The organism is Sphingomonas longa (genome assembly GCF_016892685.1).
Lineage (GTDB): Bacteria > Pseudomonadota > Alphaproteobacteria > Sphingomonadales > Sphingomonadaceae > Sphingomonas > Sphingomonas longa.
The window spans coordinates 1,180,110-1,205,472 of record NZ_JAFEMC010000001.1 but is presented as its reverse complement, the minus strand read 5'-3'; the positions used below and the strand labels follow the sequence as shown (position 1 = coordinate 1,205,472).

Annotated in this window: 24 protein-coding genes and 1 tRNA gene; 10 read left to right on the top strand and 15 right to left on the bottom strand. The window is 67.9% G+C overall.

All coding sequences use genetic code 11. From position 1 onward, the window contains the following. Positions 1 to 57: 57 nt before the first annotated feature. The gene (metH, locus tag ILT43_RS05895; RefSeq protein ID WP_204196009.1) at positions 58 to 2,730 is read left to right on the top strand and encodes a methionine synthase; all 2,673 of its coding nucleotides are present in this window, start codon (positions 58 to 60) and stop codon (positions 2,728 to 2,730) included. Between the two features lie 131 nt (positions 2,731 to 2,861). On the opposite strand, the gene ILT43_RS05890 is transcribed toward metH, so the two are convergent. Then, positions 2,862 to 3,116: a hypothetical protein gene (locus tag ILT43_RS05890; protein WP_204196008.1), complete on the bottom strand. Its 255-nt coding sequence runs from the start codon at positions 3,114 to 3,116 to the stop codon at positions 2,862 to 2,864. Between the two features lie 367 nt (positions 3,117 to 3,483). Here ILT43_RS05890 and ILT43_RS05885 point away from each other — a divergent pair, with 367 nt between their 5' ends. Next, positions 3,484 to 4,410, top strand: coding sequence for a right-handed parallel beta-helix repeat-containing protein (locus ILT43_RS05885; RefSeq protein ID WP_204196007.1), 927 nt, complete (start codon positions 3,484 to 3,486; stop codon positions 4,408 to 4,410). Positions 4,411 to 4,524: 114 nt separating this feature from the next. On the opposite strand, the gene ILT43_RS05880 is transcribed toward ILT43_RS05885, so the two are convergent. Further along, positions 4,525 to 6,171, bottom strand: coding sequence for an alkaline phosphatase family protein (locus ILT43_RS05880; RefSeq protein ID WP_204196006.1), 1,647 nt, complete (start codon positions 6,169 to 6,171; stop codon positions 4,525 to 4,527). A gap of 95 nt (positions 6,172 to 6,266) precedes the next feature. Between ILT43_RS05880 and ILT43_RS05875 the strand changes: the two genes are divergently transcribed. The 4 genes from ILT43_RS05875 to ILT43_RS05860 all read left to right on the top strand — a co-directional run bounded on the left by ILT43_RS05875 (position 6,267) and on the right by ILT43_RS05860 (position 11,649). Further along, positions 6,267 to 8,273, top strand: a complete 2,007-nt coding sequence (locus tag ILT43_RS05875) for a protein-disulfide reductase DsbD family protein (protein ID WP_204196005.1) — start codon at positions 6,267 to 6,269, stop codon at positions 8,271 to 8,273. A gap of 123 nt (positions 8,274 to 8,396) precedes the next feature. Further along, positions 8,397 to 9,902 carry a circularly permuted type 2 ATP-grasp protein gene (locus tag ILT43_RS05870; protein ID WP_211534403.1) on the top strand — a complete coding sequence of 502 codons (1,506 nt, stop codon included), beginning with the start codon at positions 8,397 to 8,399 and terminating at the stop codon, positions 9,900 to 9,902. After that, on the top strand, positions 9,902 to 10,837 hold the full coding sequence (locus ILT43_RS05865; RefSeq protein ID WP_204196003.1) for an alpha-E domain-containing protein: 936 nt from the start codon (positions 9,902 to 9,904) through the stop codon (positions 10,835 to 10,837). Before ILT43_RS05870 ends, ILT43_RS05865 begins: the two co-directional genes overlap by 1 nt. A gap of 11 nt (positions 10,838 to 10,848) precedes the next feature. Further along, positions 10,849 to 11,649 carry a transglutaminase family protein gene (locus tag ILT43_RS05860; protein WP_204196002.1) on the top strand — a complete coding sequence of 267 codons (801 nt, stop codon included), beginning with the start codon at positions 10,849 to 10,851 and terminating at the stop codon, positions 11,647 to 11,649. A 9-nt stretch (positions 11,650 to 11,658) separates the two neighbouring features. On the opposite strand, the gene ILT43_RS05855 is transcribed toward ILT43_RS05860, so the two are convergent. Both ILT43_RS05855 and ILT43_RS05850 read right to left on the bottom strand, forming a co-directional pair. Then, positions 11,659 to 12,033: a hypothetical protein gene (locus tag ILT43_RS05855; RefSeq protein WP_204196001.1), complete on the bottom strand. Its 375-nt coding sequence runs from the start codon at positions 12,031 to 12,033 to the stop codon at positions 11,659 to 11,661. Then, a complete protein-coding gene (locus tag ILT43_RS05850) occupies positions 12,030 to 12,704 on the bottom strand; it encodes an EI24 domain-containing protein (protein ID WP_204196000.1) in 675 nt (224 codons plus the stop codon). Before ILT43_RS05850 ends, ILT43_RS05855 begins: the two co-directional genes overlap by 4 nt. Positions 12,705 to 12,931: 227 nt before the next feature. Here ILT43_RS05850 and ILT43_RS05845 point away from each other — a divergent pair, with 227 nt between their 5' ends. Beyond that, positions 12,932 to 13,930 (top strand): adenosine kinase, encoded by a 999-nt coding sequence (locus ILT43_RS05845; protein ID WP_204195999.1) that lies wholly within the window; start codon positions 12,932 to 12,934, stop codon positions 13,928 to 13,930. 183 nt (positions 13,931 to 14,113) lie between these two features. Here ILT43_RS05845 and ILT43_RS05840 read toward each other — a convergent pair whose 3' ends face one another. The 9 genes from ILT43_RS05840 to hisB all read right to left on the bottom strand — a co-directional run bounded on the left by ILT43_RS05840 (position 14,114) and on the right by hisB (position 19,965). Beyond that, a complete protein-coding gene (locus tag ILT43_RS05840) occupies positions 14,114 to 15,664 on the bottom strand; it encodes an amino acid permease (RefSeq protein ID WP_204195998.1) in 1,551 nt (516 codons plus the stop codon). A 138-nt stretch (positions 15,665 to 15,802) separates the two neighbouring features. Further along, on the bottom strand, positions 15,803 to 16,180 hold the full coding sequence (locus ILT43_RS05835) for a histidine triad nucleotide-binding protein (RefSeq protein WP_204195997.1): 378 nt from the start codon (positions 16,178 to 16,180) through the stop codon (positions 15,803 to 15,805). Between the two features lies 1 nt (position 16,181). Further along, on the bottom strand, positions 16,182 to 16,490 hold the full coding sequence (locus tag ILT43_RS05830) for a phosphoribosyl-ATP diphosphatase (protein WP_204195996.1): 309 nt from the start codon (positions 16,488 to 16,490) through the stop codon (positions 16,182 to 16,184). A 31-nt stretch (positions 16,491 to 16,521) separates the two neighbouring features. Continuing rightward, entirely contained in the window at positions 16,522 to 16,683 is a 162-nt protein-coding gene (locus tag ILT43_RS05825) for a hypothetical protein (RefSeq protein ID WP_204195995.1), read from the bottom strand. Positions 16,684 to 16,993: 310 nt separating this feature from the next. Then, positions 16,994 to 17,755 carry an imidazole glycerol phosphate synthase subunit HisF gene (gene hisF / locus ILT43_RS05820; protein WP_204195994.1) on the bottom strand — a complete coding sequence of 254 codons (762 nt, stop codon included), beginning with the start codon at positions 17,753 to 17,755 and terminating at the stop codon, positions 16,994 to 16,996. After that, the gene (gene hisA / locus ILT43_RS05815; protein WP_239473881.1) at positions 17,752 to 18,507 is read right to left on the bottom strand and encodes a 1-(5-phosphoribosyl)-5-[(5-phosphoribosylamino)methylideneamino]imidazole-4-carboxamide isomerase; all 756 of its coding nucleotides are present in this window, start codon (positions 18,505 to 18,507) and stop codon (positions 17,752 to 17,754) included. The genes hisF and hisA overlap by 4 nt, the downstream gene beginning before the upstream one ends. Continuing rightward, positions 18,495 to 19,100 (bottom strand): imidazole glycerol phosphate synthase subunit HisH, encoded by a 606-nt coding sequence (gene hisH / locus ILT43_RS05810; protein WP_204195993.1) that lies wholly within the window; start codon positions 19,098 to 19,100, stop codon positions 18,495 to 18,497. Before hisH ends, hisA begins: the two co-directional genes overlap by 13 nt. Then, complete coding sequence (locus tag ILT43_RS05805; protein WP_204195992.1) at positions 19,097 to 19,381, bottom strand: YciI family protein; 285 nt, start codon at positions 19,379 to 19,381, stop codon at positions 19,097 to 19,099. Before ILT43_RS05805 ends, hisH begins: the two co-directional genes overlap by 4 nt. After that, positions 19,378 to 19,965: an imidazoleglycerol-phosphate dehydratase HisB gene (gene hisB, locus ILT43_RS05800; RefSeq protein WP_204195991.1), complete on the bottom strand. Its 588-nt coding sequence runs from the start codon at positions 19,963 to 19,965 to the stop codon at positions 19,378 to 19,380. The genes ILT43_RS05805 and hisB overlap by 4 nt, the downstream gene beginning before the upstream one ends. Positions 19,966 to 20,039: 74 nt before the next feature. Between hisB and ILT43_RS05795 the strand changes: the two genes are divergently transcribed. Further along, positions 20,040 to 20,525 carry an SspB family protein gene (locus tag ILT43_RS05795; protein WP_204195990.1) on the top strand — a complete coding sequence of 162 codons (486 nt, stop codon included), beginning with the start codon at positions 20,040 to 20,042 and terminating at the stop codon, positions 20,523 to 20,525. A 192-nt stretch (positions 20,526 to 20,717) separates the two neighbouring features. After that, positions 20,718 to 20,794 (top strand) — tRNA-Arg (locus tag ILT43_RS05790). Between the two features lie 6 nt (positions 20,795 to 20,800). On the opposite strand, the gene ILT43_RS05785 is transcribed toward ILT43_RS05790, so the two are convergent. Next, on the bottom strand, positions 20,801 to 22,093 hold the full coding sequence (locus ILT43_RS05785) for a sigma-54-dependent transcriptional regulator (RefSeq protein WP_204195989.1): 1,293 nt from the start codon (positions 22,091 to 22,093) through the stop codon (positions 20,801 to 20,803). After that, a complete protein-coding gene (locus ILT43_RS05780) occupies positions 22,090 to 23,772 on the bottom strand; it encodes a sensor histidine kinase (RefSeq protein WP_204195988.1) in 1,683 nt (560 codons plus the stop codon). The genes ILT43_RS05785 and ILT43_RS05780 overlap by 4 nt, the downstream gene beginning before the upstream one ends. 234 nt (positions 23,773 to 24,006) lie before the next feature. Here ILT43_RS05780 and ILT43_RS05775 point away from each other — a divergent pair, with 234 nt between their 5' ends. Continuing rightward, positions 24,007 to 25,335: a dicarboxylate/amino acid:cation symporter gene (locus ILT43_RS05775; protein ID WP_204195987.1), complete on the top strand. Its 1,329-nt coding sequence runs from the start codon at positions 24,007 to 24,009 to the stop codon at positions 25,333 to 25,335. The last annotated feature ends 28 nt before the right edge of the window (positions 25,336 to 25,363 follow it).

Here is a 25,363-nt window from a genome sequence, read left to right as displayed (position 1 = left end):
GGGCACGCTGTGTAACTGCGAGATTTCGGCGTTCGCCGGGATAACGGGAATTTTCAAGTGACCAACTCCGCCACCCAGTTCGTCAACATCGGCGAGCGAACGAACGTTACGGGTTCTGCCCGGTTCAAGAAGCTGATCATGGCGGGCGACTATCCGGCCGCGGTCGAGGTCGCGTTGCAGCAGGTGGAATCGGGCGCGCAGGTGCTCGACGTCAATATGGACGAGGGGCTGCTCGACGCCGAATACGCGATGACGACGTTCCTGAAGCTGATCGCGGCGGAACCGGACATCGCCCGCATCCCGTTCATGGTCGATTCGTCCAAGTGGAGCGTGATCGAGGCGGGGCTGAAGTGCGTGTCCGGCAAGCCGATCGTCAATTCGATCAGCATGAAGGAGGGCGAAGAGCAATTCCTGGCCCAGGCGAAGAAGTGCATGGCGTACGGCGCCGCGGTCGTCGTGATGGCGTTCGACGAGGTCGGTCAGGCGGATACGCAGGCGCGCAAGGTCGAGATCTGTGAGCGCGCCTACAAGCTGCTGATGACGATCGGTTTTCCGCCAGAGGACATCATCTTCGATCCCAATGTATTCGCGGTGGCGACGGGGATCGAGGAGCATAACAACTACGCGGTCGACTTCATCGAGGCGTGTCGCGAGATCAAGGCGCGCTGCCCGCATTGCCATATCTCTGGCGGACTCTCGAACCTGAGCTTTTCGTTCCGCGGCAACGAGCCGGTGCGGCGCGCGATGCACAGCGTGTTCCTGTACTATGCCATTCCCGCAGGCATGGACATGGGCATCGTCAATGCTGGCCAGCTCGACGTGTACGATACGATCGATCCCGAGCTGCGTCAGGCGTGCGAGGACGTCGTTCTCAACCGCGATCCGGAGGCGGGCGACCGGCTGGTCGCGCTGGCGGAGAAGTATCGCGGCACCGATGCGGCGGCGGAAAAGCAGGCGGCGGAGTGGCGCAGCCTGCCCGTGACGAAGCGGCTGGAATATGCGCTGGTCAAGGGCATCGACGCGCATGTCGTCGACGATACCGAGGAATGCCGCCAGCAGTTCGCACGGCCGATCGAGGTGATCGAGGGGCCGTTGATGGACGGCATGAACGTCGTCGGCGACCTGTTCGGATCGGGCAAGATGTTCCTGCCGCAGGTCGTGAAATCGGCCCGCGTGATGAAGAAGGCGGTGGCGCATCTGCTCCCCTTCATTGAGGCGGCGAAGGAGCCGGGTGCGAAGGGCAAGGGCAAGATCGTGATGGCGACTGTGAAGGGCGACGTTCACGACATCGGCAAGAACATCGTCGGCGTCGTGCTCCAGTGCAACGGCTTCGACGTGGTCGATCTGGGCGTAATGGTGCCGTGGACAAAAATCCTCGAGGCGGCGAACGAGAACGACGCCGACATGATCGGGCTGTCCGGCCTCATCACCCCGTCGCTGGACGAGATGGTGACGGTGGCGGAGGAGATGAAGCGCGCAGGCATGACGATGCCGCTGCTGATCGGCGGCGCGACCACGTCGAAAGTGCATACCGCGCTGCGCATCTCGCCGGCCTATGACGGGCCGATCGTGCACGTCCTCGACGCCTCGCGCGCGGTGGGTGTTGCGACGACCTTGGTCAGCGATACGCAGCGCGATGCCTATGTCCTCGATATCGCGGCCGAATACGAGAAGGTGCGCGTGGCGCGTGCGGGCAAGGGGCAGAACGACCTGCTGCCGCTCGCCGAGGCGCGGGCGCGCGGGCTGAAGGTCGACATGGCGCTGAAGGCACCGCCGGCGGCGCAGCCGGGCGTGCACCGGTTCGATGACTGGGACCTCGCCGACCTGCGCGGCTATATCGACTGGACGCCGTTCTTCCGGGCGTGGGAACTGGCGGGCAATTTCCCGGCGATCCTGACCGACGAAGTCGTCGGCGAAAGCGCGAGCGGGCTGTACGAAGACGCGCAGGCAATGCTCGACCGGATCATCGCCGAGAAGTGGCTGACCGCCCGCGGCGTCGCCGGGCTGTGGGCCTGCCATCGCCACGACGATGATGTCTGGGTCTATACCGAACATCGCGAATCTCATCGCAGCCCGGATGGCGCGAGCATCCCCGACGGCTTCCACATCCCCAACCTCGATCGCACGCAGGAGGCGACGGTGCGGCTGCCGTTCCTGCGCCAGCAGATCGCCAAGCGCGAGGGACGCGCCAACATGAGCCTCGCCGATTTCATCGATCCGGCGGGCGACTGGATGGGCGGCTTCGCGGTCGGCATCCACGGGATCGAGCCGCATCTCGTGCGCTACAAGGCTGATCATGACGATTACAACGACATCCTGCTGAAGGCGCTGGCGGATCGTCTGGCGGAGGCATTCGCGGAACGGCTGCACGCGCATGTCCGCACCGATCTGTGGGGTTATGCGCCGGGCGAGCAGTTGACCAACGAGGCGCTGGTGCGCGAGCAGTATCGCGGTATCCGTCCGGCGCCGGGCTATCCGGCCTGCCCCGAACACTCGCTGAAGCGCACGCTGTTCGATATGCTGGATGCGGAGGCAAATACCGGGCTGGAGTTGACCGAAAGCTTCGCGATGTTGCCGACCGCTGCCGTCAGCGGCTTCTATTTCGGACATGCCGAGGCCGAATATTTTGGCGTGGCGCGGATCGGGCAGGATCAGGTCGCAGACTATGCGACACGGCGTGGCGTCGATGCGCGTCAGGCGGAACGCTGGTTGCGTCCGAACCTAGACTAACAAGCGCTTTGTCCGTTCGAGGGCAAAAAGCTCCCCTCCCTGTTCAGGGAGGGGGAGAGGTTATGGCGAGAGCGTGACCTCTCCCACCAAGCGGGATGTTCGGGAATCGGGTTGCGGCGATACGGTCGGCGTTACTTCGCCTTCACTGTCACGCCGTGGGCCGCCCACGCCTCGACCGTCTGGCACAGCGTCGCCGGCAGCGACTTGTCTTTTGCCACGATCGGGCTGGTCGAGCGCGGCATGCACAGCTTGGCGTCAGGGTTGGCGATGACGCTGGCGGGCACGATGACGACCGGTGTCTTGGCGGCGGCGATGGCGGGCATCGCGAGGCCGACGACGAGAGCGGCGGCGGTGGCGATCGAGGCAAGAGGGCGTTGGGCAAACATGACGATGATCCCTGTGATATTGGCGCCGCCCGTTCTGGCGACATCGACGTCACTGCATTAGTCGTGCCATACACTCGATCCTATAATTATCAGCGAGTTAGCTCCAATCGAGTTGGTGTGGATTGCATGAAGATGGCGTAGATTGCCGATCGCTGGCGGGTGCGGCTTTCGACATGTAGGCGATGCGTGACGTCCAGGGTTGCAAAGAAGACTGATCCGCCGCGAGGTAAGGCCGACGATGCGTCCCGGCGTGGCACGAAGCCACCGGTCGGTAACGAACGCGACACGGCGACCCGTACGTTAACCGCGTTTGTGGCTGGCGGCAGCGGCATGGGGAGGCGCAGGGCGGGACGAAAGGATTTCCCTGATGCGTCCCACCCTCTCTCTTGCCCTGCTGCTGGCGGCTCCAGCCGCGGCGCAGTCGAGCGCGTCGTTCACGATCGCCGAAACCGGGCAGGGGTTCGCAACCCTTCAGCAGGCCGTCGATCAAATCCGCGACGGCAGCGGCACGATCGTCGTCGCGCCCGGCCGTTACAAGGATTGTGCGATCCAGGCGGGGGGCGTCATCACCTTCCGCGCGGCGACACCCGGCACCGCGGTTTTCGAGGGGGGCGCCTGCGAAGGCAAGGCGACGCTGGTGTTGCGTGGCCGCGGCTCTCGCGTCGAGGGACTGGTGTTCCGCGGCATTCGCGTGGCGGACGGTAACGGCGCGGGCATCCGGACCGAGATCGGCGACCTGACCGTCAGCGACTCGATGTTCCTCGATAGTCAGGAGGGGATCCTGGGTGGCCATCCCAGCGGCCAAACGATCACGATCGATCATTCGACCTTCGCCGGGCTAGGCCAGTGCGAGGAGACGCCGAGCTGTTCGCACGCGATCTACCTCGCCAACAAAGGTCGCGTGACGATCACCCATTCCCGATTCGAACGCGGAACCGGCGGGCATTACGTCAAGCTGCGCGTGCCGACCGTGACGATCACCGGCAACAGCTTCGACGATACCGCGGGACGCAAAACCAATTACATGATCGACCTGTCCGAGGGGGCGACCGGTCTGATCGCGGGCAACACCTTCGTACAAGGGCGGAACAAGGAAAACTGGTCGGGGCTGATCGTGGTGTCGGCGGAGGCGAAGACCTACCCGTCGACCGGATTGCGCGTGGAGGACAACGACGCCCGCCTATCGCCCGGCGAGACGCGCAGCCCGGCTTTCGTGGCCAATGCTAGCGGCCAGAAGCTGGCAGTCGGTGCGAACCGGCTGGGGCCGGGGTTGCGCGCATACGAGGCGCGGTGAATCCTCCCAGACGGGCGGCCACGGAGCGGTGGAGGGGCGGCCGCGGCAGGCATGGCCAGTGGCTGCCCCTCCGTCACGCCTGCGGCGCGCCACCTCCCCGTTCCGGGGAGGCATTTAGCGGGAACAGGTATCCGCTGGGCCCGGATCGAGGTCTAGGCAGCGCCCGTCCTGTCCGGCGACCTTCAGCCCGATCGTCGCCGCCAGAGTCGGCATGATGTCCACCGTTTCCACCGACAATGGCTGTTCGAAGCCGGTCATGCCCTTGCGCCAGAACAGGATCGGCACCCGGCGATCGTAATCCCACGGGCTGCCGTGCGTCTCGACATAATAGGCGGCGGGCACCTCGATCGAGGTGACACGGGGCTTCAGAAACACGAGCAGGTCGCCGGAGCGCTGCGCATCGTAAGACGCGCGCGCCTTTTGCAGGAGCGTCCATGTCTCCGGCGCGCCGCTCGGCATCGGCGTCGCCGCGACCTCTTTGGCGTCGTATGCACCCGCGACCTGCGGCATCGCGCGGTAGCGGCGCAACGCCTCCGCCAGCACGCGCGGACGCTCTCGCGCGGGCAGGTCGGAGGACAGATACACGTCGCCTTCGCTGCCGAGCAGAACCGGACCCGCCAGCTTCAGGTCGCGGCCGATCGCCGCGCCGAGCGCCTTGGCCTGTACCTGCGGGTCGATATGCGCCTCCATCGGCATCGCGCGCTGTTGCTGCCGCTCGGTCATGTCGTGCGCGCCGTGATCGGCGGTCAGCATCACCTCGTAATCGACGCCGGTCGCATCGAGCACTGCGAAGAATCCGGCGAGCGCCTGATCGAGCTGATCCATCTGGATGCACATCTCGGTGCCCTGCGTGCCGCGCGAATGGCCGATATAATCGGTCGCGGACAAGCCGACGGCGATGATGTCCGCGGCGGGGCCGGCGCCCAGCTTCATGTCCTGCACCAGCCCGGCGGCCATCGCCAGCACCGCCGCGTCGGAGGCGGGGGAGGCGCGGAACGCCTTCGCGTCGCCCGCCGCGCGTTCGAACCGGCCCTGCCCGAGCGTCTGATCGCCGACCGTGATCGGCCGGTCGAGCGGCTTGCACCAACCGGGCAGAGGCAGTGCCGCTTGCGGCTGGGCGAGCAGCGCGGCGACCGCATCGCGAGTGCGCTGCACCACCGGCGGCACGGCGCGACCGGCGTAGGAGACATAGGTCTTGCCGTCCCACCACCAGAGTTCGTCGACCTTGTGGCCGCCCATCATCACGGCCGCACGGTCCTTGCCTGCGACCGACACCACGCGGCTGCGCGGGTCTGCCGTCTTCATGCGTTCGCCCAGCGTCGGGACCTTCAGGTGGATGTCGGAGACGGTGTAGCTGTTATGATCGGACCCAGCGACGCTCTCGTCTTCCGAACAATAGACGGTCTTGTCGGGACGGCCGACACGCTGGTCGATCCAGTTGTTGGCGATGATGCCCGTGTTGGCGGGGCGATAGCCGGTCAGGATCGTCGAGTGCCCGGGGCACGTCTCCGTCGCGGCGTGGCTCTGATACCCGGACGGAAAGACGCCGCCGGTCAGCAGCCGGGCGAGGCCGCCGGTGTAATGGTTGCGATACTGGGCGAACAGGTCGGCGGAGAACTGGTCGACGGAGATCGCGACGATCAGCTTCGGCGGGGTCGCGGGGAAAGGGGCGGGGGCCGCGGCGGGGGCGGTCTGGGCCGCGGCGGGTGCGGACAGCAGCAGGAGGGCGGCACACAGGGCGGCGGGCAGGGGCGCTTTCATTGGTCGGGAACGTCCTTGGTACGGGGCGACGTAAACTGTAGGGCGCTATGGATCGCCTGTTTCGGCGAGGCAATCGGCGCGAGAACGGAGTCGGCATGAACCGCGTGTTGGTCAGGATGATGACGGTCCTGATGCTGCTGATGCCGACCGGCGTCTGGGCGCAGACGGACAAGCATCTGCCGATGCGGCTCGTCGCGGAGAGTAAAGCGCCGGCCGCGGGATCGCGCGTGGCGCTGGCCATCGTGGCGACGCCGGCCAAGGGGTGGCACGGTTATTGGCAGAACCCGGGCGACGCGGGCTTCGCGACCCAATTCGCGTGGACGCTGCCTGGGGGCGGTAAAGTGGGTACGGTGGCGTATCCGGTGCCGGGGCGGCTGACCGTCGCTGGGCTGATGAATTACGTCTACGAACGGCCGTTCGCGATGCTGACCACGCTGGACGTGCCGGCCGGACTGGCGGCGGCGACGACGCTGCCCCTGCGGGTGAAGCTGGATTATCTGGTCTGCACGCTCAGCCTGTGCGTGCCAGAGCAACAGGAACTCGCGACGGTTCTGACGGTCGGCGACGGGGCGATCGAACCGGCGGCGCGGACGCAGTTCGACACGTGGCGCCGAGCGCTGCCCCGACCGCTGGGTTCGGCCGCGACGTATCAGGTGGAGGCCGGGCGGCTGCGCCTGTCGGTGCCGTTGCCGGCTTCGGCGAGCGTCGAGCAGGCGTATTTCTACCCGGCCGCGAACGGCATCGTCGATATGGCCGCGCCGCAGGTGGCGACGCGCGACGGCGACCGGCTGGTGATCGAGACGAAGGTGGCGGCGAAGGCCCCGGTTGCGACGATTGCGGGCGTGCTGGCGACTGGTGGCGGGCAGGGATTGCTGCTGACGGCGAAGCCCGGCGTGGTCGGCGCGGCGATGGTGGAAAGCCTATGGACGACCGCCGCGCTGGCGTTCGCGGGCGCGGTGCTCGGTGGCCTGATCCTGAACGTCATGCCCTGCGTCTTCCCGATCCTGAGCCTGAAGGCGCTGAGCCTCGCCAAGGGCGGGGCGAGCGAGCGGCAGGCGCGAGGAGAGGCGCTGGCCTATACTGCGGGTGTCGTGTTGGTGTGCCTCGCGCTGGGGGCGGGGCTGCTGGCGTTGCGCGCGGCGGGGGCGCGGGTCGGCTGGGCGTTCCAGTTGCAGGACCCACGCGTGATCGGCGTGCTGTTGCTGCTGGTGATGGGTATCGCGCTCAATCTTGCAGGCCTGTTCGAGCTGCCAACGCCGCGCTTTGCCGGCGAAAGCGGCGCTGCGGGCGCGTTCGTCACCGGAGCGCTGGCGGCGTTCGTCGCGACGCCATGCACCGGGCCGTTCATGGGCGCCGCGCTCGGTGCGGCGCTGGTGCTACCGACGATTGCGGCGCTGCTGGTGTTCGCGGGGCTGGGGCTGGGTATCGCGTTGCCGTTCCTTCTGTTGGGCTTCGTGCCGGCATTGCGGCGACGGCTGCCGAAACCGGGGATGTGGATGGAGCGGCTGCGGCGCGTGCTGTCGATCCCGATGTTCCTGACCGCGTTGGCGTTGGCGTGGATCCTCGGCCGGCAGGCGGGCGTGGACGGCATGACGATCGGGCTGGCGGCGACGTTGCTGGCAGCCGTCGGCCTGTGGTGGACCGGACGGCGGCAACATGCCGGTCGCGAGCGGGCGTGGTGGCCGGCATGGCCGGCGCTGGCGCTGGCGATCATGGCGGTGGTGCTGGTCCGCCCCGCGCCGGTGCAGGCGGTGACCGCTGCCGACACGGGCGAACGGTTCAGCGAGGCGCGGCTGGCAACGCTCCGGGCGCAGAACAAGCCGGTCTTCGCCTATTTCACCGCCGACTGGTGCCTGACGTGCAAGGTCAATGAGAAGACCGCGATCGAGACGGATACGGTGCGCGACGCCTTTCGCAAGCGCGGCGTCACGGTACTGGTCGGCGACTGGACGGACGGCGACCCTTCGCTGGGCCGCTTCATCGAAGCGCACAACCGCGCTGGCGTGCCGCTCTACCTGTGGTACGCGCCGGGCGCGGCCGAGCCGACTGTCATGCCGCAGGTGCTGACGACGGGAATATTGACGGGCATGGCGGGCGGCTGACCTCATTGCTCCCGGCAAGGGGAAGGCTGCCGGTCCTGACGTCTTTCTGCCCGCTCCCTCTTGTGCAGTGCGGCGTTTGCCCGCAGCATGAGCGTTCAACCCGCGTCGGAGGCGTATCGGTATATGGCGAGGGCGTTCGACGAAATCCTGGGGGGCGAGGACGGACCGCCGACGCGTGACGAGCTGGCTGCGATCGCCCGCTGGATCGAGACGACCCCGCCCGAGGAACTGCGCCGTCGCCAACGCTCCGCGGAGGCGACGTTCCGGCAGCTTGGCATCACCTTTGCGGTATATGGCGAAAGCGATGCGGCGGAGCGGATCATTCCCTTCGACATCGTGCCGCGCGTGTTCCTGCCCGATGAGTGGACGCGCCTGTCCGAAGGGTTGATCCAGCGCACCGAGGCGATCAACGCGTTTCTGGACGACGTGTACGGAGAGCGCCGCATCCTGAAAGAGGGCGTGCTGCCGGAGGACCTCGTTCTCGGCAATCCGCAGTTCCGGCCGGAGATCGCGGGGATGCGCCCGCCGCACGGTATCTGGGCGCATATTTGCGGCATCGATCTCGTCCGTACCGGCCCCGACGAGTTCTGGGTCCTGGAGGACAATGCGCGCACGCCGTCCGGCGTCAGCTACATGCTCGAAAATCGAGAGGCGATGCTGCGGCTGTGCCCCGAGCTGTTCCGCAATTTCCGCGTCGCCGCGGTCGACAGCTATCCCGACCGCCTGCTCGAGACGATGAAGTCGGTCGCGCCGCTCGGGGTCGCCGCGCCGACCTGCGTCGTGCTGACGCCGGGACACTATAACTCCGCCTATTACGAACATAGCTTTCTAGCCGATTCCATGGGCATCGAACTGGTCGAGGCGGCGGACCTCGTCGTCGACGACGATGTCGTGTGGATGCGGACCATCGCCGGGCGGGTACGGGTCGACGTGATCTACCGCCGGATCGACGACGATTTCCTCGATCCGTTGGTGTTCCGTCCGGACTCGGCGCTCGGCGTGCCGGGGCTGATCGCCGCCTATGCCGCCGGCAACGTCGCGATCATGAACGCGCCGGGCAACGGCATCGCCGACGACAAGGCGATCTACAGCTACATGCCCGAAATCGTCCGCTTCTATTCCGGGGCGGAGCCGAAGCTGCCGAACGTGGAGACCTGGCGCTGCCGCGAGCCGCAGGCGCTGCAATACGTCCTCGACAATCTGGAGAAAGTCGTCGTCAAACTGGTCGACGGATCGGGCGGCTACGGCATGCTGGTCGGCCCGACCGCGTCAAAGGCGGAGATCGAGGCGTTCCGCGCCGCGCTGATCGCGGAACCGCATCGCTATATCGCGCAGCCCACATTGGCGCTGTCGACGGTGCCGACGCTGGCGGAAAGCGGGCTTGCGCCGCGGCATGTCGACTTCCGCCCCTTCGTGCTCACTGGCGCGAACATGGTGCAGGTGGTGCCCGGCGGCCTGACCCGCGTGGCGTTGAAGGAAGGTTCGCTGGTCGTGAACTCCAGCCAGGGCGGTGGCACCAAGGACAGTTTCGTCCTGATGGACGATCCGGTGATCGCGCAGTCCCAGGATTTTGGCTTTGGACAGACGCAGACGATGGGCGGCATGACCCAGTCGCAGGGGCCGCTCTGATGCTCAGCCGTACCGCATCGTCGCTCTACTGGCTGGGCCGCTATTTCGAGCGGACCGATTTTATCGCGCGGCTGGTGGAGGCGACGGTGCGGCTCGACGTACTGTCGCCGCGTTCCGCCGGGCAGGCGGCATGGGCGTCGGCGCTGGCGGTGACCGAAACCGACGAGACATTCGTCGAGCGCGGTGGCGAGGTCCGCCGCCGCGAGGTGGCAAGGTTCCTGACGGTCGACAACAGCCATCCCGGATCGATCGTTCGGTGCCTCGACATGGCGCGCAACAATGCGCGCGCGGTGCGGACCGCGCTGACCCGCGATGCGTGGGCGGCGATCAACCGCGCGTGGCTGACGTTCGAAGCCAAGCCGGCGGCCGACGACCCCAATGCGGTGCTCGATCTGGTCGAAGCGGTAAAGAACGAGACGCGCGGGTTCGAAGGCGCCGTGCATCGGATGCTGCGCAACCAGACGACGTGGTTCATTCGGCTGGGGCAGGCGGTGGAGCGCGCCGACAACACGGCGCGGCTGCTCGACGTGAAATACCACATCCTTCTGCCGGCGGGCGAGCGCATCGGCGGCGTCGTCGATCGCGACCAGTGGACGACGATCCTCCAGACGGTATCGGCGGTAACGGCGTATCGTTGGCTCTATTCGGATGGCCTGACGCCGGCCAACGTCATCGACCTGCTGATCGCTCGCGCCGAACTGCCACGTAGTTTGGCGGCGTCGGTGGAGGAAACGGTCGATGTGCTGGGTCTGCTGGCGCGGCGGACGGGTTTGCACGGAGAAGCGGACCGAATGGCGCGGGTGCGGGCGACACGGATGGCGCGGACACGGTCGGGCGAGGTGATCGCGGCGGGGCTGCACCAGTATCTGCAGGCCTTCATCCACGAGAACGCGTTGCTGCACGCCGCGATCGGGCGGCAATTCACCTTCAGCTAGGATAGCGGGCCATGCGGCTGTCGATCGATCATCGCACGGTGTACCGGTTCACCGAACCCCAGGCGCGGCTGGTGCAGATGCTGCGCGTCAATCCGCAGAATTCGCACGACCAGACAGTGGCGAGCTGGCGGATCGATGTCGATCACGATGCGCGGATGCGGGAGGGACGCGACGGGTTCGGCAACGCGGTGACGATGCTCTACGTCGATGGCCCGGTGGAGGCGATCAAGATCGCGGTGCAGGGGGAAGTGGTGACCAGCCACTCCGACGGCGTCCTCCACGGCGTTCACGAACCTTTGCCCCCGGCCGTGTTCCAACGCTCGACACCGAAGACGGCTATCGACGAGACGCTGGCGGCATTTGCCCGCGACGCGACCAAGGGCGCCGAACCCCACCGCGCGCTCCACCGTTTGAACGCGACGGTGAAGGAGGGCTTCGCGGTCGAGCGCGGTCGCGGCCAGCCCGGCGTCACCGCCGCCGCGACGATGGCGCGACGCAGCGGCACGGCGCGCGATCTGGCGCACGTCTTTGTTGCCGGCGCTCGATCACTTGGCATCCCCGCGCGCTATGTCAGCGGCTATCGGCTGGGGGGTGGGGCGCATCGGCCGGCGCCGCATGGGTGGGCGGAAGCCTGGTGTGAAGATATCGGGTGGATCGGATTCGATCCGTGTACCGGCCTGAGCCCCGAGGACGGTTATGTCCGCGTCGCGATCGGACTCGATTCGATCGGTGCCGCGCCGGTCGCCGGATCGCGGCTGGGCGAGGGCGAGGAGGAGCTCGACGTCGACGTCACGGTGTTGCGCGAGGAATAACGACGCCCGCTAGCGTGCTTCCTTGCGACGGGTCAGCGCCGCTACGCAGCTTGCGCGGTCGATCGCGCTGCCGTCCGGCTCGCGCGCGTCGAGATACGTGACCTTCGGCTCGGTATTGCCGCTGGGGTAGAGATAGGCATCGAGGATGCAGATGTTGCTGCCGAACTGCAGTTTGCGCGCAGAACCCTCGCGAACGTCGGCGTCCGGATCGCCGAACAACTGCGTCAATCCCGCAGCGCTCTGGCCGAGGACACGCTCCAGTCCGACGCTGGTGTAGGGCATCGGTGCTCGCGCCGCGCCGGTCCGCGCGACGGGCGTCGGTGCGGTTGCGCAGGCGGCGAGCGCCAGAGTGAGGCTCAGGGCGGGGATGGGAAGCCGTGTCATGTCTTGTCCCGGTGAAACATATGCGTCGCCATCGCCGCGCCCAACACCGGCGCGACGAACGCCACCACCGGCACGAGGAACAGTGCCGCATCGGCGAGCCCAAGCAGGAACCGCCGCCCGCGCGTCCGCCGACGCCATTGGATCAGCCCTGCGCGATCGAAGTGGCGCGCAGCGACCATGTCGCCCAGATCGCGACCGAGCAGCCAGCCATTCACCAGCAAGAACGCCGCCGCAGTGCCGATGCCCGTGACGAGCAGGACGAGGTAGAGGGGCAGCAGCACGGCATTGACGGCGACGACCCGCCCCGCCGATCGCATCCCCATCGCCGCCGACCGCGCGAACGGCACCGGCCGCGCGGTCGCGAGCGCGGCAGGATAGTGGCGAGCCTCGACCGCCTCCACGACCTCGTCCGCGAACAGCCCGATCACGGCGATGGCGATCGCGCGGAACAACAGCCACAACGCCAGCCCCAGGATCACGACCGTGGCTGCTGCGGCGATTCCGCCAGCGCCATCGGCAGACCAGCGCGCGATCAGCGCCCGCACGCCCCACCAGGTCGCGACGCCCAGTACTGCGAACACCGCGACCGTCACTGCCATCGACTTGACGAGCACCCGCATGATGCGCGCATCGCCGAGCTGGCCGAGCGAGAGGAAGAACGCGGTGAACATGCTGCCGGGATGACGCCCGGTGGCGATCGGGTCAACGGGGGGTCAACATGGTGAGGATCGTTTACGTGAGATCGCCCTTCTTCTGCGCGCCCCTGCGCGCACGAAGATGCTGTGGGCGCTCAGGCGTCGAGCAGACGGACACGGCGTCGTCGGGTCGACGGCGGGTCGTTGTGGTGGCGGCGTTTCGCCGATAGGGCGGCGGCAGATTTTCCTGGGAGTTTTCCGTCTTGAGCCAGCCCACCTACGATGTCGTCGCGATCGGCAATGCGATCGTCGACATCCTGTCGCAGTCCGATGACGCCTTCCTGACCGAGCAGGGCATGACCAAGGGGGCAATGCAGCTCATCTTCTCCCCCGAAGATGCCGACGCGCTGTACGCGAAGATGGGCCCCGGCCGCGAAGTGTCGGGCGGATCGGCGGCGAACACGCTGGCCGGCATCGCGGCGCTGGGCGGCAAGTGCGCCTTTATCGGTCAGGTCGCCGACGATCAGCTGGGACAGGTGTTCGCGCACGACATCCGCGCCGCCGGCATCCGCTTCGACACAGCGGAGCGCGCCGGGGCGCCGACCACCGGGCGCTGCCTGATCTTCGTGACGCCCGACGGGCAACGGACGATGAATACCTTTCTCGGCGCGTCGCACTTCCTGCCGGAGGCCGCGATCGACCGTGCGCTGATCGCGGATGCCGCGTATCTGTATATCGAAGGCTATCTCTGGGACCCGGAAGAGCCGCGCGCGGCGATGCGGGCCGCGATCGACGTCGCGCGGGGCGCGGGGCGGAAGATCGCGTTCACGCTGTCGGCCGAGTTCGTGATCGATCGCTATCGCGCCGATTTCCATGCGCTGATCGACGCCGGCCTGATCGACGTGCTGTTCGCCAACGAGGCGGAGATCATGGCGTTGACCGAGACGAGCGACGTGGATGCCGCCATTGCGGCGGTGCAGGACAAGGTGCCGACGGTGGTCGTGACGCTGGCCGAAAAGGGCGCGTGCGCGATCCGCGGCGGCGAGCGCACGACGGTACCGGCGGTGCCGATCGCGACGGTGGTCGATACGACCGGTGCGGGCGACCTGTTCGCGGCCGGCTTCCTGCACGCGCAGGCGCGTGGTGACGATCTGGAACGGTCACTCAAGCTGGGTGCGCTGTGTGCGGCGGAAATCATCAGCCACTTCGGCGCGCGGCCCCAGGTGGATCTGAAGGCGCTGGCGGCGGAAAAGCTGGGCTGAAGCCGGGTCGCTGTCGCTTCTCCTCTGCAAGGGGGGGGCGCGGAGCGGCGGAGGGTGTTCACGCTGCTGGTGTCACCCCTCCGTCAGTCCTGAGGACTGCCACCTCCCCTTGCAGGGGAGGAGCGGGGCAACAAAAAAGGCCGGGGTTTCCCCCGGCCTTTTTTGTTGCCTGCGTTGAGCCGATCAGTGGGTGATGCCGTCTATCGCATCGTCGGTCAGCACCTCTACCCGACCATGCCCGACGTGGCTCGTCCGGTAACCGTAGAGGTAATAGACGACGAGGCCGATCGCGCCCCAGATCACCAGCACCAGCATCGCCGCGGACGGCAGGTTGAAGAACAGGAAGATGCAGCCGACGATCGTCGCCGGTGCGACGAACCACACCGCCGGCGTCCGGAACGAACGGGGGCGATGACCCTCCTTCTTGCGCAGGATCAGGACCGCGATCGCGACCATCATGAACGCGTAGAGCGTGCCGGCATTCGCGATATCCGCCAGCGCGCCGACCGGCAGGAACGCCGCCGCGAACGCGACCGCCGCACCGGTGATGGCGGTGACGACGTGCGGTGTCTTCCACTTCGGATGGACCTTGCTCAACGCGTTGGGGAGCAGGCCGTCACGGCTCATCACGAAGAAGATGCGGGTCTGACCGAACAACAGCACGAGGATGACCGACGGCAGCGCGACGAACGCGGCGATGCCGAGCATGTTGCCGATCTTGCCGAAGCCGATCGTGCGCAGAACGTGCGCGAGCGCCTCGTTCGAGCAGACCAGCGCCTGCGCATGCTGCGGCATGGCGCACTGGCGTGCGAGTTCTTCCGAACCGGCGGGGAAGGGGATGCCGCCCGGGCCCATGATGGGCTGGCCGCCGATCGTCCCGATCGCGCCTGCGGCGACGAGGATGTAGAAGACGGTGCAGAACAGCAGCGATCCGATCAGGCCGATCGGCACGTTGCGCTGCGGGTTCTTGGTCTCTTCGGCGGCAGTCGAAACCGCGTCGAAGCCGACATAGGCGAAGAAGATCGTCGCCGCCGCACCCACCGCGCCGACGCCGGTGCCGAAGCCGCCGAACACGCCCGCGGGCAGGAACGGGCTGAACTGTGCCGTGTCGATCTTGCCGTAGGTCAGGAAGATGAACGCGGTCAGCGCGACGACCTTGATCCCGACGAGGATCGCGTTGACCTTCGCGCTTTCCGACGTGCCGATGATGAGCAGCCACGTGACCAGCAGCGCGATCACGACGGCGGGCAGGTTGATGAACCCGCCGGCGACGCCGCCCAGCGCCAGCGGCCCGGCGCTGAGCCAGACCGGTAGCTGGATGCCGAGGAACTGGTTGAGGATCGTGCCGGTGAAATAGCCCGACCAGCCGACCGACACCGCCGACGCGGCGACCGCATATTCAAGGACCAGCGCCCAGCCGACCGTCCAGGCCAGCAGCTCGCCCATCGTCGAATAGGTGTAGGTGTAGGCGGAGCCGGCGACGGGGATCATCGCCGCGATCTCGGCGTAGCAGAGCGCCGCAACGATGCAGATCGCGCCGGCAATGGCGAAGGCGAGCATCAGGCCCGGTCCGGCCTTTTGCGCGCCCGCCGCAGTCAGAACGAAGATGCCGGTGCCGATCACCGAACCGATACCGAACAGGGTGAGCTGGAACGCGCCGAGCGTCCGGTGGAGAGATTTCCCCTCCGCCGCCGCCAGGATAGCGTCCAGTGGCTTAACGCGCCCGAAAATCATGTACTTACGTCCCCCCAGGGATAAAGGCGGGGCGTCGTCCGCGCCCCATCATGTGCGAAAGGGGAGAGCCTAAAGCCAAATCGGGGACGCGCAATCCTTTAGTGCGGTGAAGCGTGGCTATGCGCGCCCGACGCCTCGCTAGCGCGCGAGCATCGGCCCGAGTGGAGCGCCGCCGAACAGGTGGACGTGCAGGTGCGGTACCTCCTGTCCACCATGAGCGCCGATGTTGGCGAGCAGGCGATAGCCCGGCTCGACCAGCCCCTCGGCCCGCGCGACCGCGCCCACCGCGCGGACGAAGCCGGCGATCTCCGCTTCCGACCCGCGCGTGCTGAAATCGTCCCACGACACATAGGCGCCGCGCGGGATCACGAGGATATGCGTCGGAGCCTGTGGTGCGATGTCGCGGATGGCGATCGCCCATTCGTCCTCATAGACGCGGGTCGCGGGGATATCGCCGCGCAGGATCTTCGCGAAGATATTCTGCTCGTCGTAAGGCAGGGTGGCATCGATCGGCATGTCAGCGGCTCGCCTTCTCGTCATGGCCCGATACGCCCTCGCGCCGGGTGAGTTCGGTGCGGACATCGTCGAGCGACAGGCCGGCATCGGCAAGCAGGACGCACAGGTGGAACATCAGGTCCGCGGCCTCCGGCACGATCGCGCGGGGTTCGTCGCCCATCGCGGCGATGACGGTCTCGACCGCCTCTTCGCCCAGTTTCTGCGCGATCTTGCCGCGGCCGCGGGCAAACAGGCTGGCCGTATAGGAACTGCCGGCATCGGCCCCGCGACGGGTGGCGATGGTGGCTTCGAGGCGGGCGAACGCGTCCATATCCGCGCCGTGGCGGAGGACCGTTGTCGGGTCAATCCCGCGGGGTCGTCGATCCAAAACGGCGACGCAGCGCACGGCGGACGATCCAGACGCCGAGGCAGGCGCAGGCGAACAGCGCGATGTCGGAGAGCGCCGGGCCGGTGCGGGGATGGACGATGCCGGTGTGGCCGGACGGGACCTGGGTCGAGGGCATCGCTGTGGGGTAGGGGACGGGCGTTGCGATCGGGTTAGCGGTTCGCTTGCGGAGAGGGTCCGCCCGACGCTTTTCTGAGGGAGATCGTTACAACGAACTCCGGCGCCCGTGGGCAAGCCACCATCCCGGCGAAGGCCGGGGTCCAGCTGGGAAGCGTTCTCCGTCGATTAACGTCGACATCCTAACTGGGCCCCGGCCTCCGCCGGGGTGGCAGAAGAGGTTTGCGACGATTCCTCACCGGGACAAGGCGAGGTGCCGGTCGGGCATGTGCTCCCCTTACTCGCGTGAAAAGGCGCTCCATCGACGCGCCTCAGTGCGACCGGACCGGTACCCCCGCCTTCGCCAGCGCGGCGTGGGCGTCCGCGACGCTGGCCTCGCCGAAGTGGAAGATCGATGCGGCCAGCACGGCGGATGCGTGGCCTTCGACGATCCCGGCGACGAGGTCGTCCAGCCCGCCGACGCCACCCGATGCGACGACCGGTACACTCGTCCGATCGGCGATCGCGCGGATAAGGTCGAGGTCGTAGCCGGACCGCGTGCCGTCCCGGTCCATCGACGTCACGAGCAACTCGCCCGCGCCGAGGTCCGCCAGCCGCAGCGCGTGTTCGACGGCGTCGATGCCGGTCGGGCGACGGCCACCGTGGGTGAACACCTCCCAGCCACCCTCCACCCGGCGCGCATCGATGCTCGCGACGCAGCATTGGCTGCCGAAGCGCTCGGCGATGTCGGCGACGACTTCCGGGCGGGCGACGGCGGCGGAATTGACTGCGACCTTGTCCGCGCCCGCCAGCAGCAGCGCGCGCGCGTCCTCCGCCGTCCGCACGCCGCCGCCGACGGTCAGCGGCATGAAGCACACCGCCGCGGTGCGGCTGACCACGTCGAGGATCGTGCCGCGCGCCTCGTGGCTGGCGGTGATGTCGAGGAAACACAGTTCGTCCGCCCCAGCGGCGTCATAGGCGCGCGCCTGCTCCACCGGATCGCCGGCGTCGCGGAGTTCGACGAAGTTCACGCCCTTGACGACGCGGCCCTGGGCGACATCGAGACAGGGGATGACGCGCGCGCGGACGGTCATGCGGCGGCGGCGGCCACCGCGAACGCCGCGGCCAGATCGAGTCGCCCGTCGTACAGCGCGCGACCGGTAATCACGCCCTCGATCCCGTCCTTCGCATGCAGCGACAGGACGTGAATGTCAGAGATGCCGGCAACGCCGCCGCTGGCAATGACCGGGATCGCGACCGCGCGGGCGAGGTCAACGGTCGCTTCAATGTTGCAGCCCTTCAGCAGACCGTCGCGGCCGACATCGGTGAACAGCAGCGCCGCGACGCCGGCATCCTCGAACCGGCGCGCGAGGTCGACGGCGCTGGTCGTGGACACGTCGGCCCAGCCCTTGGTCGCGACCATGCCGTCGCGCGCATCGACCGCGACGACGATGCCGCCGGGGAAATCCCCTGCCACGCCGCGGACGAACTCCGGGTCCTCCAGCGCGGCCGTGCCGATCACCACGCGCGATACGCCGAGGTCGAACCAGCGCTCGACGCTGTCGCGGGTGCGGATGCCGCCGCCAAGCTGGACGTGGCCTGGGAAACGCTCGACGATCGCGCGCACCGCGTCGCCGTTGACCGACGCGCCCGCGAACGCGCCGTCGAGGTCGACGACGTGCAGAAACTGTGCACCCTGATCGGCGAAGATCATCGCCTGTGCGGCGGGGTCGTCGCCATAGACGGTGGCGCGGTTCATATCGCCCTCCGCGAGGCGGACGACCTGCCCGTTCTTCAGGTCGATGGCGGGGAAGACGATCAGGCCGTCGGGTATCAGGGTCGCCATGCGAGGAATCTCGTGAGGAGGGAGAGGCCGTAGGACTGGCTCTTCTCCGGATGGAACTGCACGCCGAGCAGCGTGTCGCGGCCGATCGCGGCGGTGACGGGGCCGGCGTGGTCGGTGGTGGCGATCACGTCGTCGCCTTCGAACGCGAAGCTGTGGAGGAAATAGGCCTCGCCCGGCTGCACCAGCGGATGCTCCGCGAGGGGGACGACGTCGTTCCAGCCCATGTGCGGGACCTTCGCCTCCATCGTCGCGGGTTCCAGCCGGCGGACGCGGCCCGGTATCCAGCCGAGGCCGGGATGGGTGCCCATCTCCTCGCCGGCATCGGCCATCAACTGCATGCCGACGCAGACGCCGAGGAACGGCGTCCCCTCGGTGCGGGCGCGGCGGTCCATCGCCTCGACCATGCCGTCGATGCCGCGCAACGCCGCCGAACACGCACCGAACGCGCCGACGCCGGGCAGGACGATGCGGTCGGCGCGGGCGACCACGTCCGGATCGGCGGTGATCGTCAGGTCATCGCACCCGGCCGCGCGCAGGGCGTTGGCGACCGAATGGAGGTTGCCCGCGCCGTAATCGATCAGGGCCAGCGTCATCCCTTCAGCGCTTCGAGTCCCGGCGCGACCACCGACGTCGCGACCTCGGTGAAGCTGTACTCGGCGAGGCCGTGGATCGCGAACGGATCGGTCTTCGCCCACGCCTCGACCGCGTCCCGCTCGCCGCGGCAGAGGAATATGCCGCCGGTCAGCGGCACCTGACGCCCGGCCGCCAGCAGCATCCCCGCCTCGACGCCGGCATGGAGCCAGTCGAGGTGCGCGGCGCGGTGCGCGTCGATCGTTTCGGTCGGGACGACGTAATGGAGCAGGACGAGGATCATAGGGTGCCTTTCGTCGAGGGAATGGCGTCGCTCTTGCGCGGGTCGATCTCGATCGCCTTGCGCAGCGCGCGGGCGAGGCCCTTGAACGCGCTTTCGGCGATGTGGTGATTGTTCTCGCCGTGCAGCGTCTCGACATGGAGCGTGATGCCGGCCGCCTGCGCAAAGCTGTGGAACCAGTGCTGGAACATCTCCGTGTCCATCTCGCCGAGACGTTTCTGGCTGAACTCCGTCTTCCAGACGAGCCACGGCCGGCCGGAGATATCGAGCGCGACGCGGGTCAGCGTCTCGTCCATCGGGCTGAGCGCGTCGCCGTAGCGGACGATCCCGCGCTTGTCGCCGAGCGCCTTCGCCACCGCCTCGCCGATCGCGATGCCGGTATCCTCGACCGTGTGGTGCTGGTCGATGTGCAGGTCGCCTTTGGTGCGGACATGCAGGTCGATCAGCGAATGGCGCGACAACTGTTCGAGCATATGGTCGAAGAAACCGACGCCCGTGTCGATGTCGTAGAGGCCGGTGCCGTCGAGATCGACGGTGACGGCGATCTTCGTCTCGCTGGTGTCGCGGGTGATCGTGGCGGTACGCATGGCGGCATCCCTTAACGAGCGCGCGAGGCGATGCAATCTTGACGGCAGGGAAGGTGGACGCCTACCCAAGCGCCATGACCGATGGCCTTCCAGACAGCCTGATCCCTTATGACGAGATCGTCCAGGAGGCTTTGCGCGCCGTGGTCGGCCGCGTGCTCGGATCGGTGCAGGAAGCCGGAGCGCTGCCCGGCGAGCATCATTTCTACATCACCTTCAAGACGCAAGGGCCGGGTGTCGACATTCCGAAGCGCCTGATCGAACGGTTTCCGGACGAGATGACGATCGTCCTCCAGAACCGGTATTGGGACCTGATCGTCGACGACGAGCGGTTTTCGGTCGGGTTGAGCTTTAACCAGGTGCCGTCGAAGCTGGTGATTCCGTATTCGGCGATCACCGGGTTCCACGACCCGGCGGTGAACTTCGAGCTGCGTTTCCAGGCGCTGGAGGGGCCGGACGACGGCCCCGAAGCGCATGACGCGGCGGAGAATGACGGCCCGATCGCGACGCCGGTCGAGGACGGGTCGAACGTGGTCAGCGTGGACTTCAAGCGGAAGAAGTGACTCCGCAGGAGCGGGGCAGGGCAGCCTGCGGCGCTTCCCCGATGATCCTCGATCACGATCCGCCGGCGGGGTCCCGGCGCCATGCAGGTGTCCGTAAACGTCGGGCTCCACGGGCCTTGGAAACGGCGCTGCCCGGGACGTTCAACTGAGTCTGGATTTTGGACGTCGCCGCGCGTATCTGCGGCCTCGCGTGGTTCCGTAGCTCAGCTGGACAGAGCGCCACTTTCCTAAAGTGGGCGTCGGGGGTTCGAGTCCCTCCGGGACCACCACTCCCCTTATCGCTCCACCCGCCGCCTGAGTGCATTCAGGTCGATGCCGTGGCGCTGGACCTTGTAATAGAAGGTCTTCCGCGGAAGACCGAGCCTGTCCATCGCCGCGCCTGCGTCGCCGCCCACGGCCAGCACCGCCTCCACGATCGCCTCGCGCTCGAATGCGGCGACCCGGCCCGGCAGCGGCGCGGTGGAGGGCGGCAGGGTCGCCCCCGAGGCTTCCGCGTCGAGGCCGAGCACGAAGCGGTCGGCGAAATGCGCCAGTTCGCGCACGTTGCCGGGCCAATCGTGCCGCGACAGGTGGTCGCGCGTGCCCTGCGTAAGAGCCGGCACCGGTCGCCGCAGCCGCGCCGCTGACAGGTCGACGAGGTGCGCGAACAGGAGCGGAACGTCCTCCCGCCGCTCGTGCAGGGGTGGCATCCGCAGGCGCACCGCCGCCAGCCGGTAGAGCAGGGCAGGGGTGATCGCGTCGGACGCCCGCCGCGCCTCCTCGGCGGCCGTGGCGATCACGCGGATGTCGACCGGTGAGCCGCGGACGGAGCGTTCCTCGACCAACTGTACCAGCCGCGCCTGCAAGCCCGGCTGCGCATGGTCGACATCGTCGAGGAACAGCGTGCCCCGGCTGGCCGCGACGACGCTGCCGTCACCGACGCCGGCGAACAGTTCGCTTTCGAGCAGCGCGTCCGGCAACGCGGCGCAGGCGACCGCGAGGAACCGGTGGCGCGCGCGCTTGCCGGCGCGGTGGATCAGGCGGGCGAGCAGTTCCTTGCCGGTGCCCGTCTCCCCCTCGACCAGCAGGTCGATGTCGGCGTTGGCGAGCACCGGGATCATCTCGCGCAGGCGAACGATCGCGGGGGAGCGGCCGACCAAGCCCGACTCGTCCGCCTCGCTGGCCAGCGCGCGCAGGCGGCGGTTGTCGAGCGCCAGCGCACGGGCGGTGGCGGCGCGGGCGACGGCGGCGACGAGAGCGGCGGGATCGAAGGGCTTGGCGAGGAAGTCCCATGCGCCCGCGTGCAAGGCATCGACCGCCATCGGCACGTCGGCATGGCCGGTGACGAGGATCACCGGCAGTTCCGGGTCGCGGGTACGCAATGTCTGGAACAGCTCGATGCCGGACATCATCGGCATGCGTACGTCGGTGACGACGACGCCCGGATAGTCCGAGTCGATCGCCGCCAGCGCAGGGGCGGCGGCGGGGAAGGCATCGACCGCGAAGCCGCCGAGCGACAGCAGTTGCGCGGTGGAGACGCGCAGGTCCTCGTCATCCTCCACGAGGGCGACGCGGGGCATTTCGGTCATGATGCGCGCCTCAACTCGATCTCGAAACAGGCCCCCGCCGGGGTGGGGATCAGCCGCAGCGTGCCGTCAAGGTCGGTCATGATGTCCTGCGAGATGACGAGGCCGAGGCCGAGGCCGCTCGGGCGACTGGTGACGAAGGGCGTGAAGATGCGGTCCGCCACGTCGGCGGCGATGCCGGGGCCGTTGTCGGTGACGCGCAGCCGCACGATGCCCGCCTCCACCGCCAGCGTCAGCACGATCGCCGGGCCCGGGGTTTCCGCCAGCGCCTCGGTCGCGTTCTGGAGAAGGTTCACCAGCACCTGTTCCAGCCGGACGCGGCCGGCGATCACCAGCAGGCCGGGCGGGATCGTCGGCAGAGACAAGGCGATTCGCGACAGCCGCTCCTTCAGGATCAGGCGCGCACCGTCGATGACCTCCGCGAGCGGTACCGGCCCGATCGCGCCGGTCCGCTTGCGCGCGAACCCGCGCAGTTCGCTGGTCACGCTGCCGATCCGCTCGGTCAGGCGCGCGATGGCGTGGAGGTTGCCGCGCACCGCCTCCACATCGCCGCGATCGAGCAGTTGTTCGCCGCTGGCGGCGTAATTGCGGATCGCCGCGACCGGCTGCGCGGTTTCATGCGCGACGCTGGCGGTGATCTGGCCCAGCGCGGCGAGGCGGTTCGCCTGCCGCAATCCTTCGCGCAGGTCGTCGGCGCGGGCCTCGGCGGCGGCGCGCTCCTCGATCTCCCGGCTGAGATCGGCGGTGCGTTCGGCGACCGCGCTTTCCAGCGCCAGTGTCCGTTCGGTGCGGCGGCGACCCCGCTCCCGCAAGGCCCAGCCGATCGCGGCCACAACCAACGTCGCCAGCAGGGCCGCGATCTTCGCGATGCGGACGCCACCGGCGATCGGTCGAGTCGACTGGATCAGCGTGACGCGCCAGCCAGCGGGATTCGGCTCCGTCGTGACGGTGATGGTGCCGGACGGACGCGGCGGTGCCGGGAGCAGCGCCTTGACGAACAGGTCGGCACGCTCCGCCGCCGCCGCCGCGGGCGCGATCGGCCGCGTGGCGGCGAAGCGCCATGCCGGGCGGCTGGAGACGAGCACGATGCCGCTACGGTCGGTGACGTAGGTGATGCCACCCGCCGCGCGCCACTGTCGCTCGATCGCGTCGAATTCGAGCTTCACGACCACCACGCCGCCGGCGGCGCTGCGCCGGCTGAGATAGAGACCCGGCCGGCGGCTGACCGTGCCGAGCGCGAACTGCTCGCCCGCCCCGGTGAGCAGCGCGTCGCGATAATAGCGGCGGAAGCGATAGTCGTTGCCGACGAAGCTGCGCGGCTCCCGCCAGTTGCTCGCGGCGATGGCGCGGCCGTCGCGACCGACGAAATAGATGACGGCGGCGCCGGTGTCGGCCTTCAGCGCCTCCAGCTTGCGGTCGAGCGCGCGGGTGGCGGCGGGCGATCCGGCCAGCGCCGCGATGACGTCGCGGTCGTCGGACAAGGCCAGCGGCAACAGGCGGAAACGCGCGACTTCGCTCGCCAGCAAAGCCTGGCGCAGGCGGGCGTCGGCGGCGGTGGTTGCGGTCAGCGTGGCCCGCGCGCGACGCTCGACGACCAAGCCGACGCCCCACGCCACCAACAGCCCCGCAAGCATCGCGGCGAGCAGCCAGCCGAAGCGGCGGCCGGGCAGGGGAACGACCATGATCGGCGTGTACGATGCGGTTCCGGACTGTGCAACATCTTGCACAAGGCTGGTCGGCTAGGGCGAATATCGGCACGTTCGTCGCGATCCGGATTTCGCCAAGTATCTGAAAATTAAAGATATGGTATTTTCCGTAGCGGTGTTTGGCCGCGATCCCGATCCGGGTCAGTATCCGCGGGCATCGATCCGCCGCCAGAAGCCGGGGATGCCTGACGAGAGGATGAAAGGCTGACCATGAACATTTCCGACCTGCCGGCGCCCCCGGCTCCCAAGCCCTGGTATGCGCAACTGTACATCCAGGTGCTGATCGCGATCGCGGCAGGCGTGACGCTGGGCCATTTCGCACCGGCGACGGGCGAAGCGCTGAAGCCGATCGGCGACGCCTTCATCAAGCTGGTGAAGATGGTCATCGCCCCCGTCATCTTCCTGACGATCGTTACCGGCATCGCCGGCATGCGCGATCTGGCCGCGGTCGGTCGCGTCGCCGGCAAGGCGTTCATCTACTTCCTGTTCTTTTCCACGCTGGCGCTGATCGTCGGCCTGATCGTGGCGAATGTCGTCCGGCCGGGCGCGGGGTTGAACATCGATCCCGCGACGCTCGACACCACGAAAGTCAGCGAGTTCGCGGCGAAGGCGCACGACACGACGATCACCGGGTTCCTGACGGGCATCATCCCCGACACGTTCCTGTCGTCGATGACCGAGGGCAACATCCTCCAGGTGCTGTTCGTGTCGATCCTGTTCGGCGTCAGTCTGGCGCTGATCGGCGACCGCGGCAACAAGGTGCTCGACGTGCTGAACGACGTGTCGATCGCGTTCTTCAAGCTGGTGGGCATCGTCATGAAGGCGGCGCCGATCGGTGCGTTCGGCGCGATGGCGTTCACGATCGGCAAGTACGGCGTGGGCGCGCTCGCCAATCTCGCGATGCTGGTCGGCACCTTCTATTTGACGTCGCTGCTGTTCGTGATCGTCGTGCTCGGCCTCGTCGCGCGGATGTGCGGCTTCTCGATCTTCCGCCTGATCGCGTACCTGAAGGCCGAATTGCTGCTGGTGCTCGGCACCTCGTCGTCGGAGAGCGCGCTGCCGTCGCTGATCGAGAAGATGGAGCGGGCCGGTTGCCCCAAGTCGATCGTCGGCCTCGTCGTGCCGACCGGCTACAGCTTCAACCTGGACGGCACCAACATCTACATGACGCTGGCGGCGCTGTTCATCGCGCAGGCGTGCAACGTCGACCTGACGCTGGGTCAGCAGTTGTTGCTGCTGGGCGTGGCGATGCTGTCGTCCAAGGGTGCGGCGGGCGTGACCGGCGCGGGCTTCATCACGCTGGCCGCGACGCTGTCGATCGTGCCGACGGTGCCGGTCGCGGGCATGGCGCTGATCCTGGGCGTGGACCGGTTCATGAGCGAGTGCCGCAGCCTGACCAACTTCATCGGCAATGCGGTGGCGACGGTGGTGGTGTCGCGCTGGGAAGGCCAGCTCGACAGGACGCAGTTCGACGCGGCGCTGCGCGGCGAGTTGCCGCCGGTGGAAGACCTGCCGTCGGGGGTGGTCGCCGCCGAGTAAGCGGCCCCTTAACCTGCGCCATCTATCG